15 protein-coding genes are annotated in these 14962 nt (G+C 63.4%); 6 read left to right on the forward strand and 9 right to left on the reverse strand.

The window, feature by feature from the left end:
* Position 1: 1 nt before the first annotated feature.
* Positions 2-760 (forward strand): type III pantothenate kinase, encoded by a 759-nt coding sequence (locus CLU93_RS08360; RefSeq protein ID WP_099760734.1) that lies wholly within the window; start codon positions 2-4, stop codon positions 758-760.
* Positions 754-1452, forward strand: coding sequence for an SPOR domain-containing protein (locus CLU93_RS08365; protein WP_099760735.1), 699 nt, complete (start codon positions 754-756; stop codon positions 1450-1452). The genes CLU93_RS08360 and CLU93_RS08365 overlap by 7 nt, the downstream gene beginning before the upstream one ends.
* Before the next feature lie 52 nt (positions 1453-1504).
* Here the strand turns inward: CLU93_RS08365 and CLU93_RS08370 are convergent, their stop codons facing one another.
* The 6 genes from CLU93_RS08370 to CLU93_RS08395 form a co-directional block, all read right to left on the reverse strand.
* Entirely contained in the window at positions 1505-2539 is a 1035-nt protein-coding gene (locus CLU93_RS08370) for a septal ring lytic transglycosylase RlpA family protein (RefSeq protein ID WP_099760736.1), read from the reverse strand.
* Positions 2539-3654 (reverse strand): rod shape-determining protein RodA, encoded by a 1116-nt coding sequence (gene rodA / locus CLU93_RS08375; RefSeq protein ID WP_099760737.1) that lies wholly within the window; start codon positions 3652-3654, stop codon positions 2539-2541. Before rodA ends, CLU93_RS08370 begins: the two co-directional genes overlap by 1 nt.
* A gap of 9 nt (positions 3655-3663) precedes the next feature.
* Positions 3664-5634, reverse strand: coding sequence for a penicillin-binding protein 2 (gene mrdA / locus CLU93_RS08380; RefSeq protein WP_099760738.1), 1971 nt, complete (start codon positions 5632-5634; stop codon positions 3664-3666).
* A 12-nt stretch (positions 5635-5646) separates the two neighbouring features.
* Positions 5647-6159, reverse strand: coding sequence for a rod shape-determining protein MreD (gene mreD / locus CLU93_RS08385; protein ID WP_071079524.1), 513 nt, complete (start codon positions 6157-6159; stop codon positions 5647-5649).
* Positions 6156-7223 carry a rod shape-determining protein MreC gene (gene mreC, locus CLU93_RS08390; RefSeq protein WP_099760739.1) on the reverse strand — a complete coding sequence of 356 codons (1068 nt, stop codon included), beginning with the start codon at positions 7221-7223 and terminating at the stop codon, positions 6156-6158. The genes mreD and mreC overlap by 4 nt, the downstream gene beginning before the upstream one ends.
* A gap of 111 nt (positions 7224-7334) precedes the next feature.
* Complete coding sequence (locus CLU93_RS08395; RefSeq protein WP_010393186.1) at positions 7335-8378, reverse strand: rod shape-determining protein; 1044 nt, start codon at positions 8376-8378, stop codon at positions 7335-7337.
* 351 nt (positions 8379-8729) lie between these two features.
* Between CLU93_RS08395 and gatC the strand changes: the two genes are divergently transcribed.
* The 4 genes from gatC to CLU93_RS08415 all read left to right on the forward strand — a co-directional run bounded on the left by gatC (position 8730) and on the right by CLU93_RS08415 (position 13236).
* The gene (gatC, locus tag CLU93_RS08400) at positions 8730-9032 is read left to right on the forward strand and encodes an Asp-tRNA(Asn)/Glu-tRNA(Gln) amidotransferase subunit GatC (RefSeq protein WP_071079526.1); all 303 of its coding nucleotides are present in this window, start codon (positions 8730-8732) and stop codon (positions 9030-9032) included.
* A gap of 53 nt (positions 9033-9085) precedes the next feature.
* Positions 9086-10582 (forward strand): Asp-tRNA(Asn)/Glu-tRNA(Gln) amidotransferase subunit GatA, encoded by a 1497-nt coding sequence (gene gatA, locus CLU93_RS08405; protein WP_099760740.1) that lies wholly within the window; start codon positions 9086-9088, stop codon positions 10580-10582.
* 38 nt (positions 10583-10620) lie between these two features.
* Positions 10621-12096, forward strand: coding sequence for an Asp-tRNA(Asn)/Glu-tRNA(Gln) amidotransferase subunit GatB (gatB, locus tag CLU93_RS08410; protein ID WP_257225123.1), 1476 nt, complete (start codon positions 10621-10623; stop codon positions 12094-12096).
* A gap of 102 nt (positions 12097-12198) precedes the next feature.
* Positions 12199-13236, forward strand: coding sequence for an oxidoreductase (locus tag CLU93_RS08415; RefSeq protein ID WP_099760742.1), 1038 nt, complete (start codon positions 12199-12201; stop codon positions 13234-13236).
* A gap of 18 nt (positions 13237-13254) precedes the next feature.
* Here the strand turns inward: CLU93_RS08415 and CLU93_RS08420 are convergent, their stop codons facing one another.
* From CLU93_RS08420 to CLU93_RS08430, 3 genes are all read right to left on the reverse strand, one after another.
* Entirely contained in the window at positions 13255-13719 is a 465-nt protein-coding gene (locus CLU93_RS08420; RefSeq protein WP_143451722.1) for a carboxypeptidase regulatory-like domain-containing protein, read from the reverse strand.
* Positions 13720-13784: 65 nt separating this feature from the next.
* On the reverse strand, positions 13785-13976 hold the full coding sequence (locus CLU93_RS08425) for a YqaE/Pmp3 family membrane protein (RefSeq protein ID WP_034749384.1): 192 nt from the start codon (positions 13974-13976) through the stop codon (positions 13785-13787).
* Between the two features lie 94 nt (positions 13977-14070).
* Complete coding sequence (locus CLU93_RS08430) at positions 14071-14946, reverse strand: alpha/beta fold hydrolase (protein WP_099760744.1); 876 nt, start codon at positions 14944-14946, stop codon at positions 14071-14073.
* Positions 14947-14962: the final 16 nt, after the last annotated feature.

The following is a 14962-nucleotide window of genomic DNA, read 5'->3' on the forward strand; positions in this document are numbered from 1 at the left end:
CATGCTGCTGCTGATCGACGCCGGCAATACGCGCATCAAATGGGCACTCGTGGAAGCCGACAGTGCCGCCGGGGCCTGGCTGGCCAGCGGCGCCGTCGCGCATGCGCAGCTCGACACCCTGGCCGCGCAATGGGAGAAACTCGCCATCAGCGACGCGCTGCTGTCGAACGTGGCCGGCGCCGTCATCGGCACGCACCTGCGCGCCATGCTGCCGGTCTTTGCGCGCAACTTCGTCTCGCTGCCGCAGTTGGCGGGCCTCACGAACGGCTACCGCACGCCATCTCAGCTGGGCTGCGACCGCTTTGCCGCCGCCATCGGCGCGCACGCTCTGGCGCCTGGCCAGGCGCTCATCGTCGCCAATTGCGGCACCGCCACCACCATCGACGCCATCACGGCCGATGGCGTTTTCCTCGGCGGGATGATCTTGCCGGGACTGGGATTGATGGCCAGCTCGCTGGCGCGCAACACGGCGCAGCTGCCGCAAATCGCCGGCGACGCCATGCTGCCGGCCGGCTTTGCCGACAACACGGACGACGCGATTTTGAGTGGCTGCCTGGCGGCGCAGGCGGGCGCCATCGAACGGGCCGTGCGCATGCACGGCGCCAGTGCCTGTGTATTGTCCGGCGGCGCCGCGCCGCGTATCGCACCGGCCCTGGCACTGCCGGTACCGCTGCATCTGGTGGACAATATCGTCATGCTCGGCCTGCAGGCATCCGCACGCGCCGGCACGGCAGGATCACAAGGAAACCACGTATGCTGAAATTCGTCTTCTGGCTGCTGGCCGGCGTCAACCTGCTGGTCCTGGCCATCGGCCAGGGTTATCTGGGCAGTTTTCGCACGGAGACGCGCGAACCGGCACGCCTGAAAAACCAGCTGCAGGCGGGCAAACTCACCTTGCTGACACAGGAGCAGGCCACGGCGCCCGCCGCGCCACCGGCTGCCGAAGAGGGGGCGACGCCGGCGGCGGCCGTAGCTGCGCCACCGCCATCGTATGCCTGCACGGAAGTGGGCAATTTCCTGCTGGCTGACGGGCGCCGCTTCGAAGCGCAAGTGGCGGCGTTGAACCTGGGCGACCGACAGTCGCGCCGCAACGTGGCCGGCCAGGACATTTCCAGCTACATGGTGTACATCCCGCCGCAGGGCAGCAAGGAAGGCGCCGAGCGCAAGGCCGGCGAATTGAAGCAGCTGGGCGTGACGAATTACTTCATCATCAACGAAGGCAGCGCGCAGCGCTGGGGCATTTCACTGGGCGTGTTCAAGTCGGAAACCAGCGCCCAAAGCCAGCTGGCATCGCTCAACAAGCAGGGCGTGCACAGCGCCCGCGTCGCGCCACGCTACAGCGCCAGCAAGCAGCTCGCTTACCAGTTCCGCGACCTCGACGCCGCCACGCGCGCGCGGCTGGCCGAGATCACGAAGCAGTTCGAAGAGCAGGAACTGCGCTCCTGTAAATGACACCTGACAATCGCGTCGGATTACGGCCCTTCGGGCCTAATCCGACCTACGCTTATCTTTCGATGACGATAGGCTTGATGCCCGTCGATTCCGGCAAATTCGCCGCCGCGCGTGCCGCCTCGGCACGGCTGGTGAACGGTCCGCCATACAGGCGGAACAGGTTACCGGCCTGCACCACCCCAAGCGTACCCAAGGCCGCCGCATATGGCGCCAGGCGCGACCGCCCCGTTTCCGCATTGTCGGCGCGCGAGTAGGCACCCAGCTGCAGATAAAAGCCGCTGGTCAACGCGGCCGGCGCTGGCGCGGCCACCGTGGCATCCATTTGCGTCGACACTTCCGGCTGCACCACGGCGCCCGTCTCGGGCGGTGTATCGATGGAAATAGCCACCACGGAAGGCACCGGCTTCGGCGCCGCGCGGGCAGCCAGGATGGCATCGATATCGGCCGGCAGCAGCCGTTCCACGACCACCTGGTGGCTGCCCTTGCCCAGGAAGCCCAGTTTCAGCGCCGCCGTGTAGGACACGTCGATCACGCGCGTGGCGTGGAAGGGACCACGATCATTGACGCGCACGATCACCTGTTCGCCGCTGTCGATGCTCGTCACACGCGCATACGACGGAATCGGCAAGGTGGGATGGGCCGCCGTCATCTTGTACATGTCGTAGATTTCACCCGACGAAGTGCGCTGTCCATGGAATTTCTTGCCATACCAGGTGCCCGTGCCCTTCTGCTTGAATGGCTCGTTGTCGGTGATCGGCGTGTACGTCTTGCCGAAGACGACATACGGGCGGTTCGAGCGCGTCGAATACGGCTCGTTGCGCACTTCCGCATCGGGCACGTCGCGCAGGTTGGCCGGCGGATTCTCGCCCGGGCCGTCATCCTTGTAGTAGCCGCCGCGCCCGGAGCCGGCCGCCGGCAACGCCGGCAAGGTGGGGTCCTGGCGCACGGGGGACTTGACCTTGCCGCCTGACGGCAGCGGCACGTTGTTCGATGCGGTTTTTTGCGGCGTGGTGCCGCAGGCGGCCAGGGTCAGCAAAGCGGCCAGGCTCAATCCGCGCATGGCGAAGGTATCGACAGGCGCCCGCATCAGGTCTGCACCAGCTTGCGATGGCGCTGGATGCTCATCAGGATACCGGTAGCCACGCCCAGGGTCAGCAGCGCGGTGCCGCCATAGCTGAGGAAAGGCAGGGGAACGCCGACCACCGGCACGATGCCGCTGACCATGCCCATGTTAACAAACGCATACGTAAAGAAAATCATAGTGATCGCTCCTGCCAGCAGGCGAGTGAAAAAACTGGGGGCGTTGGCGGCGATCATCATCCCCCGTCCCACCAGCAGCAAATACATCAGCATCAGGATCAAGTTACCGACCAGGCCGAATTCCTCGGAATATACGGCAAAAATAAAATCGGTGGTGCGCTCCGGGACGAATTCCAGGTGGGCCTGGGTGCCGTGCGTCCAGCCCTTGCCCGTCATGCCACCCGAACCGATGGCGATGATGGACTGGATGATATGGAAGCCCTTGCCCAGCGGGTCCTTGGTCGGGTCGATCAGCATCATCACGCGGTCGCGCTGGTAATCATGCAGGTGCGACCAGGCGATCGGCAGGCAGGCCACAAAGGTGATCAGCAAGCCGGCCAGCACTTTCCACGACAGGCCGGCCAGGAAGATGACGGTAAAGCCGGCCGCCACCACCAGCAGCGCCGTGCCCAAATCGGGCTGGCGCGCGATCAGGTAGACGGGCACCAGCAGCAGCACGGCCGCCATCAGGAACGATTTCCAGCGCAGGGCGCCCGCATTGTGCTGGAAGAACCAGGCCAGCATCAGCGGCGTGGCGATCTTCAGGAATTCGGACGGCTGGATATCGATCACGCCGATATGCAGCCAGCGCCGCGCACCGAGCTTGATGGTGCCGAACAGCGCCACGGCCACCAGCAAGATCACCGATACCGTGTACGCCGGCACGGCGATGCGCATCATCATCTGCGGCGTGATGTTGGCCGCCACCCACATGACGAAAAAGCACAGCAGGATGTTGCGCAGGTGGTCCTCGATCTTGCCGGGGATGCCGATACTGGCCGAATACAGGGTCAGCAGACTGGTGCACAGCAGCATCAGGATGATGATCATCAGCGGCGGATCGAACACCGCCAGATAGGGTTTGGCGCGCCGCCACAGCGAGCGCCTCTCGTTAATGGGCATGTGCTTCCTTTATTGCCTGGCAGGCGGCGCCGGAGCGGCCTGCTCGTCAGTGATTTCTTCCAGGGTGCGCACTTCGTCGACATCTTCCTTGGGCACCTTGGTGGTGTCCTTTTCCTTGTCGCTCGGGCGCTTGCCCAGCAGGTAGTAGTCGAGCGCCTTGCGCGCGATCGGTGCAGCCACGCCGGCGCCGAAGCCCGCGTTTTCCACCACGATCGCAATGGCGATGCGTGGCTTGTCGGCCGGTGCGAAGGCTGTAAACAAGGCGTTGTCGCGCAGGCGTTCGGCCAGCAGCTTGGCATTGTACTTCTCGTTTTTCTTGATGCCCACCACCTGCGCCGTCCCCGTCTTGCCGCCCACCGTGTACTGCACGCCGGTGAAGATGCGCGCGGCCGTGCCGCCCTGCTCGCTGGTCACGCCCACCATGGCGCGCTTGATGACGTCGATGTTTTCCTGCTTGAGCGCGATGCGGTAGCTTTCCTTCGGTACCGTCAGGGTGCGCGCACGCGTGGCGGCATCTTCGATGATCTTCACCAGATGCGGCTTCATCACCACGCCGTTATTGGCCAGGTTGGCCGTCGCGTGGGCGATCTGCAGCGGCGTATATGAGTTGTAGCCGGAGCCGTTACTCACCGAAATCGTGTCGCCACCCACCCATTTTTTCTGCTGCGGCGTCTTGAAGCGGTTGCGCTTCCATTCCGTCGACGGCAGCACACCCGTCTTTTCATTATTCAGGTCGATGCCCGTCAGCTGGCCGAAGCCGAACGGCTTCATGAAGTCGTGGATGGCATCAATGCCCATGTCACGGCCCAGCTGATAGTAATACGTGTTGCACGAGACGACGATGGACTTGTGCATGTCCACCGTGCCATGGCCGCCGACCTTGTCGTCGCGGAAGGTGTGACCGCCGAGGATGAAGAAACCCGGATCGGAAATCGACTGGCTCGGCGTGCGCTTGCCCAATTCGAGTGCGGCCAGCGCCATGAAGGGCTTGAAGGTCGAGCCAGGCGCATAGGTGCCGGACAGGGGCCGGTTGACCATCGGCCGGTCCAGCGAGGTATTGAGTTCATTCCAGCTTTGCTGGTCGATGCCGTCGACGAACAGGTTCGGGTCGTAGCCGGGCTTGGAGACGTAGGCCAGGATGTCGCCCGTGGCCGGGTCGATCGCCACGGCCGCGCCACGCCATTCGCCGAACGCTTCCTCGACCACTTTTTGCAGTTCGATGTCGATCGACAGGATCAGGTTATTGCCAGGGATGGCCGCCGTGCGCGACAGGGTGCGCATTGCGCGCCCGCCGGCCGACACTTCCACTTCTTCGTAGCCGGTGGTGCCATGCAGCTGCTTCTCGTAGCTTTTTTCCAGGCCTTCCTTGCCGATATGGTCGGTGCCGTTGTAGTTGGCCGCGTCGTCGCCCTCTTCCAGCGCCTTGGCTTCATTGCGGTTGATGCGGCCGATGAAACCCACCACGTGCGACGCCACCTCGCCCATCGGATACTGGCGGAACAAGCGCGCCTGCACCTCGACGCCGGGGAAGCGGAAGCGTTGCGCCGTGAAACGCGCCACTTCTTCGTCCGTCAGGCGCGTACGCAGCGGCACGCTGACGAAGTTCTTCGACTCTTCCAGCAGCTTCTTGAAGCGGCGGCGGTCCTTGACGTCGATCTGCACCAGGGTCGACAGCTCGTCGATCACCGAATCGAGGCTGGCGCTCAATTTCGATGGCGTGATTTCCAGCGTATAGGCCGAGTAATTGCGCGCCAAAACCACGCCGTTGCGGTCGAGGATCAGGCCGCGCGTGGGCACGATGGGCACCACGGCGATGCGGTTGTCTTCGGCCTTGGTCGCGTAGTCCTCGTGCTTGATCACCTGCAGCCAGATGAAGCGCGCCAGCAGCAGCGAAAAGCAGACGAAGACGAGCGCGCCCAGGATGGTCAGGCGCATGCGGAAAAAATGCAGCTCGCGCTCGGTATTTTTCAGTTCAGTCATGGCGGGCGCCCGTCAAATCGGCCGGTTATGATCGCGGTCCACGGCGCGGCGCTGCGGCGCCAGCAAGACCCACGTGACGAAGGGCCACAGGGCCACGGCGACGAAGCTCTCGATGAAATTGAGCCAGCCGGGGAAACGGCCCGAGACGATCAGGCGCGTCAGCAATTGCAGTGCCTGCGTCAGCAGCAGCAGCGGCAGCACATGCAGCGCCTGCGTCAGGATGGGGAACCACAGCACGCGGCGGTGCATCATGATGGCGAAGTACGACAGCAAGGTGTAGGCCAGCGCATTCTCGCCCAGCAGGGTCGAGTCGTGCACGTCCATCATCAAACCCATGAAGAACGCCACGCCGATGCCGACCTTGCGCGGCTGGTGTATGCCCCAGAAGACCAGCACCAGGGCGACGAAATCGGGCACGCCGACGAACTGTCCCCAGGGCAGCAGGTTCAGCAGAAAAGCGCACAGCAGGGAAAAGCCGATGAACAGGGGGCTGACCGGCAGCAGGATGTAATGCGGGCGGTTCATCGTGTCGCTTCCTTCGGTGGCACGGCGGCAGGTATTGTGGCAGCGGCCGGCGTCGCCGGTTTCGGAAGCGGGCTTGCGGGCGGCTTCGCGGCCGGTGTGGCGGGCGCGGTGGCCGGCGCTGTCGCTGCCCCGGCGGCAGCCGGCTCCTTGGCAGGGTCCTTGATCGGCGCCATCTTGCCGGCGATCTTGCGGCCCGTCTTGACGTCTTCGACTGGCGGACGCGCCGGGATCTCCGGCGACGTCATCAAGATGAGCAGTTGGGTGTTGCGTTCGATGCCGGCCAGCGGCTGGCACACGACGCGGCCGAACGGGCCATGCGCATTGCGCTCGACCAGGGTCACGCGCGCCACGGCCAGGCCGGCCGGATACAGGCCGTCGAGGCCCGAGGTAATGACGATGTCGCCGATCTGGATGTCGGCGGTGGGCGCCGTAAAGCGCAGCTCCATGGTACCGGACTTGCCGCGGCCGATGGCCACGCTGCGCACGCCATTGCGCAGCAGCTGCACGGGAATGGCCTGTTCTTCATCGGTCAGCAAGGTCACTTCCGAGGTGAACGGGAACACGCGCGTGACTTGTCCCACCACGCCGAGGTTATCGATCACGGGGCGGCCCAGTTCGACGCCATTCTGAATGCCCCGGTCCAGCACGATCTTGCGCGTGGCCGAATCGCGCGTGTCATACAGGACTTCAGCCATCATGGTCTTCACGGGAACGCGCTCGCGCGCTTCCATCAGCTTGCGCAAATGGTTGTTCTCAACGATATTGAGCTGCGCCTGCTGCATGATCTGCGCCGAGGCGATTTGTTCGTGCTTCAGGTCGCGTACCTGTTTTTCCAGGGCGGACAGCGAAGAGAAGTAATTGCCGACGCCAAGCGCCACATCGCGCGGCACCAGGGCCGCCATCTGCACCGGATACAGCACGGTACCGACTGCCTGGCGCACGGCCGTCAAGGCGTGCATGCGCGAATCGACCAGCAACAGGGCGATAGAAATGCCGGCGAACACCATCATCTTGACGCGGGCGGAGGCGCCTTGTTTGAAAAGTGGCGGAGGACTGTATTCCATGACTTCCAATAATCAGGCCAGGCGCAGTGCGCCAACGTGCAGGCCCCGGTCGAACGCCGGCGCCAAAACCCAAAAAAGGCCGGAAACTGAAGTTCCGGCCCTTCTGTCAGATTATTCGTAGGAGAAGATCGAGCCGAGCTTGTCCATACGTTCCAGTGCCATCCCGGAACCGCGCACCACGCAAGTGAGCGGGTCCTCGGCAACCAGCACCGGCAGGCCGGTTTCCTCCATCAGCAGGCGGTCCAGGTCGCGCAGCAGTGCGCCGCCGCCCGTCAGCATCATGCCTTTTTCGGCGATGTCGGCGCCCAGTTCCGGCGGCGTCTGTTCCAGCGCGTTCTTCACGGCCGAGACGATGTTGTTCAGCGGGTCGGTCAGCGCTTCGAGAATCTCGTTGCTGGAAATGGTAAACGAGCGCGGGATGCCTTCGGACAGGTTGCGGCCCTTGACTTCCATTTCCTTCACTTCCGAACCGGGGAAAGCCGAACCGATGGCCTTCTTGATGGCTTCGGCCGTTTGTTCGCCGATCAGCATGCCGTAGTTGCGGCGGATGTAGTTGACGATGGCTTCATCGAACTTGTCGCCGCCCACGCGCACGGAACCCTTGTAGACCATGCCGCCCAGCGAGATGATGCCCACTTCGGTGGTGCCGCCGCCGATGTCGACCACCATCGAGCCGGTCGCTTCCGATACCGGCAAGCCGGCGCCAATGGCCGCTGCCATCGGTTCTTCGATCAGGTACACCTGCGAGGCGCCGGCGCCCAGCGCCGATTCGCGGATCGCGCGGCGCTCGACCTGGGTCGAACCGCACGGTACGCAAATGATGATGCGTGGCGATGGACGGAAGAATTTCGAGTCATGCACCATGCGGATGAATTGCTTGAGCATCTGCTCGGTCACGGTGAAGTCGGCGATCACGCCATCTTTCATCGGACGGATCGCTTCGATATTGCCCGGCACCTTGCCCAGCATCTGCTTGGCTTCCTTGCCGACTGCCTGAATGGTCTTCTTGCCATTCGGACCGCCTTCCTGGCGGATGGCGACGACGGACGGTTCGTCCAGGACGATACCGAGGCCGCGCACATAAATAAGGGTGTTGGCCGTGCCCAAGTCAATGGCCAGATCGGTGGAGATATACCTGCGTAAAAAACCAAACATGAGTGTCCTGTAGCGCATCGAGCTGCGCAAAAGCTGTTTATGGGGAGTTTCAAAGCGGGCGCTTTCAGGCACCCTGAAAATCCATGAAGGCGGTTTTTCCGGGTTTCGCTTGGCGCTTGCGCAATCTTTTCTATGCTGCGGCAGCGGTCCATCAGCGCCGGCAACGCATTAACCCGCCATTCTACCTTATAATTTGAATGCGATTTGCTCAAAAACCATGGAAAAGTGCGACTCTTGCAGCCGCGAGTTACGCGGCATTCCCCGGCTTTTGTGAGCAAAAAAGCAGTAAATATTCGCGTTTTATCGAAACGCCAACTTAATACTAATGCGCGGCACTCCGCGCCATTCGCCATGTCCCTGACACTCTCCGACGTAAAACGCATCGCCCACCTGGCACAACTCGAAATGGCCGACGATCAGGCCGTCACGTCCCTGGCCCAATTGAACAAGATTTTTGCCCTGGCGGAACAAATGCAAGCCGTCAATACCGATGGCGTGGCCCCGCTGAGCCACCCGCTGGCTGCCCATATGGACAATATCGCCCTGCGCCTGCGCGAAGACGTCGCCACGGAAACGAATCACCGCGACGCCTATCAGGCCGTGGCACCGAAGGTCCAGGATGGCCTGTATCTCGTGCCTAAGGTTATCGAATAAACACGCCGTTGCGCCGCTCCCGCCTTCTTGCCGAATATCAAAATAGAAACGCCATGCATACAAAATCCATCAAACAGCTGTCCACGCTTTTGCAGAACAAGGAAATTTCCGCCGTTGCACTGGCGACGCACTTCCTCGACCGCATCGCAGCGGATACTTCGAACGCCTTCCTGCACGTCGACCGTGCCCTGACCCTGGCGCAAGCTGCCGAGGCCGACGCGCGCATCGCCGCTGGCACGGCCACGCCGTTGACGGGCGTGCCGATCGCGCACAAGGACCTGTTCGTGACCAAAGGCTGGCGCACCACGGCCGGCTCGAAAATGCTGGCCAACTACGCCAGCCCGTTTGACGCCACCGTGGTGGAAAAATTCCAGGCAGCCGGCATGGTCACCCTGGGCAAGGTCAATTGCGATGAATTCGCCATGGGTTCCGGCAACGAGAACTCGGCCTTCGGCGCCGTGCACAATCCGTGGGACAAGACGGCCGTGCCAGGCGGCTCGTCCGGCGGCTCGGCTGCCGCCGTCGCCGCCGGCCTGACGCCAGCGGCCACCGGCACCGATACGGGCGGTTCGATCCGCCAGCCAGCTGCTTTTTGTGGCATCACCGGCATCAAGCCGACGTATGGCCGCGTGTCGCGCTTCGGCATGATCGCCTTTGCCTCGTCGCTGGACCAGGGCGGCCCGATGGCCCGCTCGGCCGAAGACTGCGCCCTGCTCTTGAGCGCCATGGCCGGCTTTGACGAACGCGACTCGACCAGCCTGTCGCCGGAACAGGGCGGTGTGACGGAAGATTTTTCACGTGAACTGGGCCAGCCGTTGACGGGCTTGCGCATCGGCGTGCCGCGCGAGTACTTCGGCGAGGGCCTGGCCAAGGACGTGGAAGCGGCCGTGCGCGGCGCGCTGGCGCAGTATGAAAAACTGGGCGCCACCCTGGTCGACATCTCGCTGCCGAACACTGCCCTGTCGATTCCCGCCTACTACATGATCGCCCCGGCCGAAGCGTCGTCGAACCTGTCGCGCTACGACGGCGTGCGCTATGGCCACCGCGCCGCCGAGTACAAGGACTTGCAGGACATGTACAAAAAGTCGCGCGCCCAGGGCTTCGGCCCGGAAGTGCAGCGCCGCATCATGGTCGGCACCTATGTGCTGTGCCACGGCTACTACGACGCCTACTACCTGAAGGCGCAAAAGATCCGCCGCCTGATCGCGCAGGATTTCGATGCCGTATTAAATGGCCCGAGCGCCGTCTGCGACGTCATCATGGGCCCCGTCGCGCCGACTGTCGCCTGGGACCTGGGCGACAAGACGGATGACCCGGTAGCAAACTACCTGGCCGACATCTACACCCTGTCGACCAGCCTGGCCGGCCTGCCCGGCATGTCGATCCCTTGCGGTTTCGGCGCGGGAGACAAGAATGGCAAGCGCCCCGTCGGCCTGCAAATCATCGGCAATTATTTTGGCGAAGCCAAACTGCTGAACGTGGCCCACCAGTACCAGCTGGTGACGGACTGGCATACGCGTGCTCCAGGCAACGCAACTGCCGGCATCTAAGAAAAAAATTCGCGCCGCCGAGGCGGCGCCACCAAAAAATAAGCGAGAACACTATGCAATGGGAAGTCGTCATCGGTCTTGAGAACCACGTGCAGCTCACGACCGAATCCAAAATTTTCAGCGGTTCGCCGATCAAGTACGGCGCCGACGCCAACACGCAAGCGAGCCCCGTCGACCTGGCCCTGCCAGGCGTGCTGCCGGTGATGAACAAGCAAGCCGTCGAGCGCGCGATCCGTTTTGGTTTGGCCGTGGGCGCCACCGTGGCGCCGCACTCGGTCTTCGCGCGTAAAAACTATTTTTATCCCGATTCGCCCAAGGGCTACCAGATCAGCCAGTTCGAAGACCCCGTCGTCATCGGTGGCGCCCTGACCTTCGGCTACGAAAAGGATGGCGAATTCGTCACCAAGACGGTCAACCTGACGCGCGCCCACCTGGAAGAAGACGCCGGCAAGTCCTTGCATGAAGACTATGCGGGCATGAGCGGCATCGACTTGAACCGCGCCGGCACGCCGCTGCTGGAAATCGTCTCGGAACCGGAAATCCGCAGCGCCGCCGAAGCCGTGGCCTATGCCAAGGCGCTGCACTCGCTGGTCATGTGGCTGGGCGTTTGCGACGGCAACATGCAGGAAGGCTCGTTCCGCTGCGACGTCAACGTCTCCGTACGCCCCGTCGGCCAGAAGGAATTCGGCACCCGCTGCGAGATCAAGAACCTGAACTCCTTCCGCTTCATCGAGGAAGCCGTGCACGTCGAAGTGCGCCGCCAGATCGAACTGATCGAAGACGGCGGCAAGGTCGTGCAAGCGACGCGTTTGTACGATCCGGACCGCAAGGAAACGCGCGAAATGCGCAGCAAGGAAGACGCCCAGGATTACCGCTACTTCCCGGACCCTGACCTGCCGCCGCTGGTCATCTCGCAAGCATGGATCGATACGGTCAAGGCATCGATGCCGGAACTGCCGGCCGCCATGCGCGCGCGCTTCATCAGCGAGTATGCGCTCCCCGATTACGATGCGCTGGTGCTGACGCAATCGAAAGCCATGGCCACCTATTTCGTCGCCGTGGTCGACAAGGCCGGCAAGGAAAACGCCAAGGCCGCCGCCAACTGGCTGATGGGCGACGTGTCGTCGACCCTGAACCGCGAAGGCGTGGACCTGGACGACGCGCCCGTCTCCGCCGCGCAGCTGGCCGCCATGCTCAAGCGCATCGCCGACGGCACGATATCGAACAAGGCGGCCAAGGAAGTCTTCGCCGGCATGTGGGAAGCGAAGTCCAGCGACGAGCACCTGGTCGATACCGTCATCGACGCCAAGGGTTTGAAGCAGATCTCGGACTCGGGCGCCCTGGAAGCCATCGTCGATGAAGTATTGGCGGCCAACGCCAAGTCGGTGGAGCAGTACCGTGCCGGCAAGGAAGCTGCCATCAACGCGCTGATCGGCCAGGCCATGAAAGCCTCCAAGGGCAAGGCCAACCCGGCCCAGCTGACGGAATTGCTGAAGGCCAAGCTGGCGGGGTAATCTCGCGAGAGGCATGCAAAAGGACGCTGCGGCGTCCTTTTTTTACGCGCCGCCCGCTTGCAGGTATGATCATGGATTCTTCCACGCACCTGTGAACCCGCCATGAACAAGATCAAGACTGGCCTCGTCGGCTACGGCTTTGCCGGCTCCACCTTCCACGCTCCCGTGCTGTCCACCATCGATGCCCTGGAGCTGACGGCGGTGGCCTCCAGCAAACCGGAACTCGTGCACAAGGACTGGCCGCACGCGACCGTGTATGCGGATGCGGCGCAGCTGTTTGCCGATCCGTCCATCGAGCTGGTCGTCATCGCCGCGCCCAACGAAGCGCATTTCAGCCTGGCGCAAGCGGCGCTGCAGGCGGGCAAGCACGTGGTGGTCGACAAGCCATTCACCATTTCCAGCGTTGAAGCGCAGAGCCTGATCGCGCTGGCGCAAGAGCGCAAGCTGGTGCTCAGCGTGTATCACAACCGGCGCTGGGATGGCGACTTCCTGACGCTGAAAGCGCTGCTGGCACAGGGTACGCTGGGGCGCATCGCCAGCGTCGAATCGCATTTCGACCGTTTCCGCCCGGAGATCCGCCAGCGCTGGCGCGAGTCCGGCGCACCCGGTGGCGGCTTGCTATACGACCTGGGCCCGCACATGCTGGACCAGGCCACGCAGCTGTTCGGCCAGCCGGAAAAGCTGTACGCCGATATCGCCCTGCAGCGCGATGGCGCGCAAGCCGTCGACTATATGCACATCGTTTTGTACTACGACCGGCTGCGCGTGGTGCTGCAAGCGGGCTGCCTGGTAAAGGCGCCGACGGCGCGCTTCGCCGTGCATGGCGACAAGGGCAGTTTCGTGAAGTTCGGCCTCGATCCGCAGGAAGACGCCCTGAAGGCCGGCGGCAGGCCGGGCCAGCCCGGCTGGGGCGTGGACCCCGTGCGCGGCGCGCTGCACCTGGGCACGCAGCCGGACGGCCATTGTGAACACCTCGAGATGCAGGCCGGCCGCTACCAGGACTTTTACCAGGGCATGGCCGACGCCATCCGCCACGGCGCAGCGGCGCCCGTGGCAGCCGAAGATGCGGCGGCAACGATACGCCTGATCGAACTGGCGCTGCAAAGCGCCGCCGAAGGGCGCGTACTCGCGGTCAGCTGATCGGGCTGCCGTCGCCCATCAAGGCCGGCCCTGGTTCGTTCCCGCCGGCCAGACCAGCTCCACGCGCGCGGAACTATCCGCCTTGACCTGCACCTTGCGCTCCAAGGTCTTGCCAGCCAGGGTGGCGCGCAGGCTGTAGCTGCCCGGCGCCAGTTTCGCCAGCAGGAACGGCCCGCTGGCCGTCGTTTCCAGCACCGGCACGTCCTTGGCGTCGCGTATTGTCAGCTTCACGTCGGAGGCAAATTCCGCCTTGCCCGCCGCCTGCACGGAAAATACCAAGCTCAAAGGCCAATGCCGGCTGGCGCTCTTGATGGCCGTCGACTCATCGAGGCCGATGCCGCCGCTCAGGTACTCCACCGCCCCGCTCTTTTGCACGGGCGGCAAGGCAGTATCGCCCTGCGCCTGCGCCGCACTTCCCAGCAACAGCCCGGCGGCCAGCATTGCCGCCGCCAGGGTCAAGGTACCGCGTCTGTCTGGTGCCATCTCACTCTCCTCATGTCGGTTGAATCAAGATAGGAAACGCAGCTTAAACAGGACTTAGCCCCACATCAGCGCCGGCGCATGGCCTCGGCGATCTTCTGGTCCGTCTTGTACTGGCTCAGCGCATATACGGCCCAGATCGTCGCTGGTAGCCAGCCGATCAAGGTAATTTGCAGGATCAGGCAAATGATGCCGGCAATCGGGCGGCCGATCGTGAAAAAGGTCAGCCATGGGAGTAACAGGGCAATCAGCAAGCGCATCGTTCGTTCCTTGAGTATTCCCCTGTGCCGCGGGGACCGGGCCGGCATGCACCGGCGGTCAATTCATTGAGCCGATTATAACGATACTGGCGCTTCATGCCGGCACGGGTGCCAGCAGTTTCTCGATCCAGGCCAGGATCGCGGCAAAGATCACGTCACGGTTCACCTCATTGAAGTTCTCGTGATAATTGGCCGGGTAAAAATGGTAGTCGAGCAGGCCATCGGGCACGCTGCGCAGCAGGCTTTCCGTGGCGCGGCTGTCGGCCAGCTTGTCGTCGCCGGCCACCACGGCGAACAGGGGGAAGCGCCAGTCCGACAAGCCGCCCGCCAGTTCCTTTTGCGCCGACGTCAAGGCATGGGCGAAGCGCACCGACGCTGCACTGGCGCGTATGCCGTCGCGCTCATCCTGGAAATGGCGCGCGGTGATGGTTTGATCGTGCGTCAGCAGCATGGTCAGATTCCCCAGCGGTACCTTCATCGTCGGGAAGCGCTGCGCCAGCCAGCCGGACAACATCTGCAGCACCTTCGGCACGGGAATCGCATTCACGTAATACGGCGATGAGATGATGAAGCCTTTGATCGCCGGATCGCCCGCAAAGCGCCGCAGCCCCAGGTGCGTGGCGATCAGGCCGCCCATGGAATGACCCATGACGAAAATCGGCACGCCGGGATACGCCTGCTTGACCCAGGCGAGGAACAATTCCTCGTCGTCGAGGAAGGCCTCGAACGAGGGGATATCGACCTTGCGCTTGCCATCGTGGCCCACCATGTCGAAGCTGACGGTGGCGATGCCGTGCTGGCGGAAAGTCAGCGCCGGCGTGACGTAATCGCCCGCGTGCGCCATGCCGCCGTGGATCGCCAGGATCACGGCGCGCGGGCGTTGGGGCTGTGGCGGCTGCCAGATGTGGATGGGACGCTCGACCTGGTCGCTGCACAGCAGGCTGGCCATCTTGTCTTCTGAAAAACGCATTGCTGCTCCTGTCATG

The sequence above is a fragment of the Janthinobacterium sp. 35 genome, assembly GCF_002754575.1.
Classification (GTDB): Bacteria; Pseudomonadota; Gammaproteobacteria; order Burkholderiales; family Burkholderiaceae_D; genus Janthinobacterium; species Janthinobacterium tructae.

Coding starts and splice junctions, on each gene's coding strand:
- mreD (WP_071079524.1), bottom strand. CDS start 6,159: ATGAACCGCCCGCATTACATCCTGCTGCCGGTCAGCCCCCTGTTCATC.
- mrdA (WP_099760738.1), bottom strand. CDS start 5,634: ATGACTGAACTGAAAAATACCGAGCGCGAGCTGCATTTTTTCCGCATG.
- CLU93_RS08360 (WP_099760734.1), top strand. CDS start 2: ATGCTGCTGCTGATCGACGCCGGCAATACGCGCATCAAATGGGCACTC.
- CLU93_RS08395 (WP_010393186.1), bottom strand. CDS start 8,378: ATGTTTGGTTTTTTACGCAGGTATATCTCCACCGATCTGGCCATTGAC.
- gatC (WP_071079526.1), top strand. CDS start 8,730: ATGTCCCTGACACTCTCCGACGTAAAACGCATCGCCCACCTGGCACAA.
- CLU93_RS08420 (WP_143451722.1), bottom strand. CDS start 13,719: ATGGCACCAGACAGACGCGGTACCTTGACCCTGGCGGCGGCAATGCTG.
- mreC (WP_099760739.1), bottom strand. CDS start 7,223: ATGGAATACAGTCCTCCGCCACTTTTCAAACAAGGCGCCTCCGCCCGC.
- CLU93_RS08425 (WP_034749384.1), bottom strand. CDS start 13,976: ATGCGCTTGCTGATTGCCCTGTTACTCCCATGGCTGACCTTTTTCACG.
- rodA (WP_099760737.1), bottom strand. CDS start 3,654: ATGCCCATTAACGAGAGGCGCTCGCTGTGGCGGCGCGCCAAACCCTAT.
- gatA (WP_099760740.1), top strand. CDS start 9,086: ATGCATACAAAATCCATCAAACAGCTGTCCACGCTTTTGCAGAACAAG.
- CLU93_RS08365 (WP_099760735.1), top strand. CDS start 754: ATGCTGAAATTCGTCTTCTGGCTGCTGGCCGGCGTCAACCTGCTGGTC.
- CLU93_RS08430 (WP_099760744.1), bottom strand. CDS start 14,946: ATGCGTTTTTCAGAAGACAAGATGGCCAGCCTGCTGTGCAGCGACCAG.
- CLU93_RS08370 (WP_099760736.1), bottom strand. CDS start 2,539: ATGCGGGCGCCTGTCGATACCTTCGCCATGCGCGGATTGAGCCTGGCC.
- CLU93_RS08415 (WP_099760742.1), top strand. CDS start 12,199: ATGAACAAGATCAAGACTGGCCTCGTCGGCTACGGCTTTGCCGGCTCC.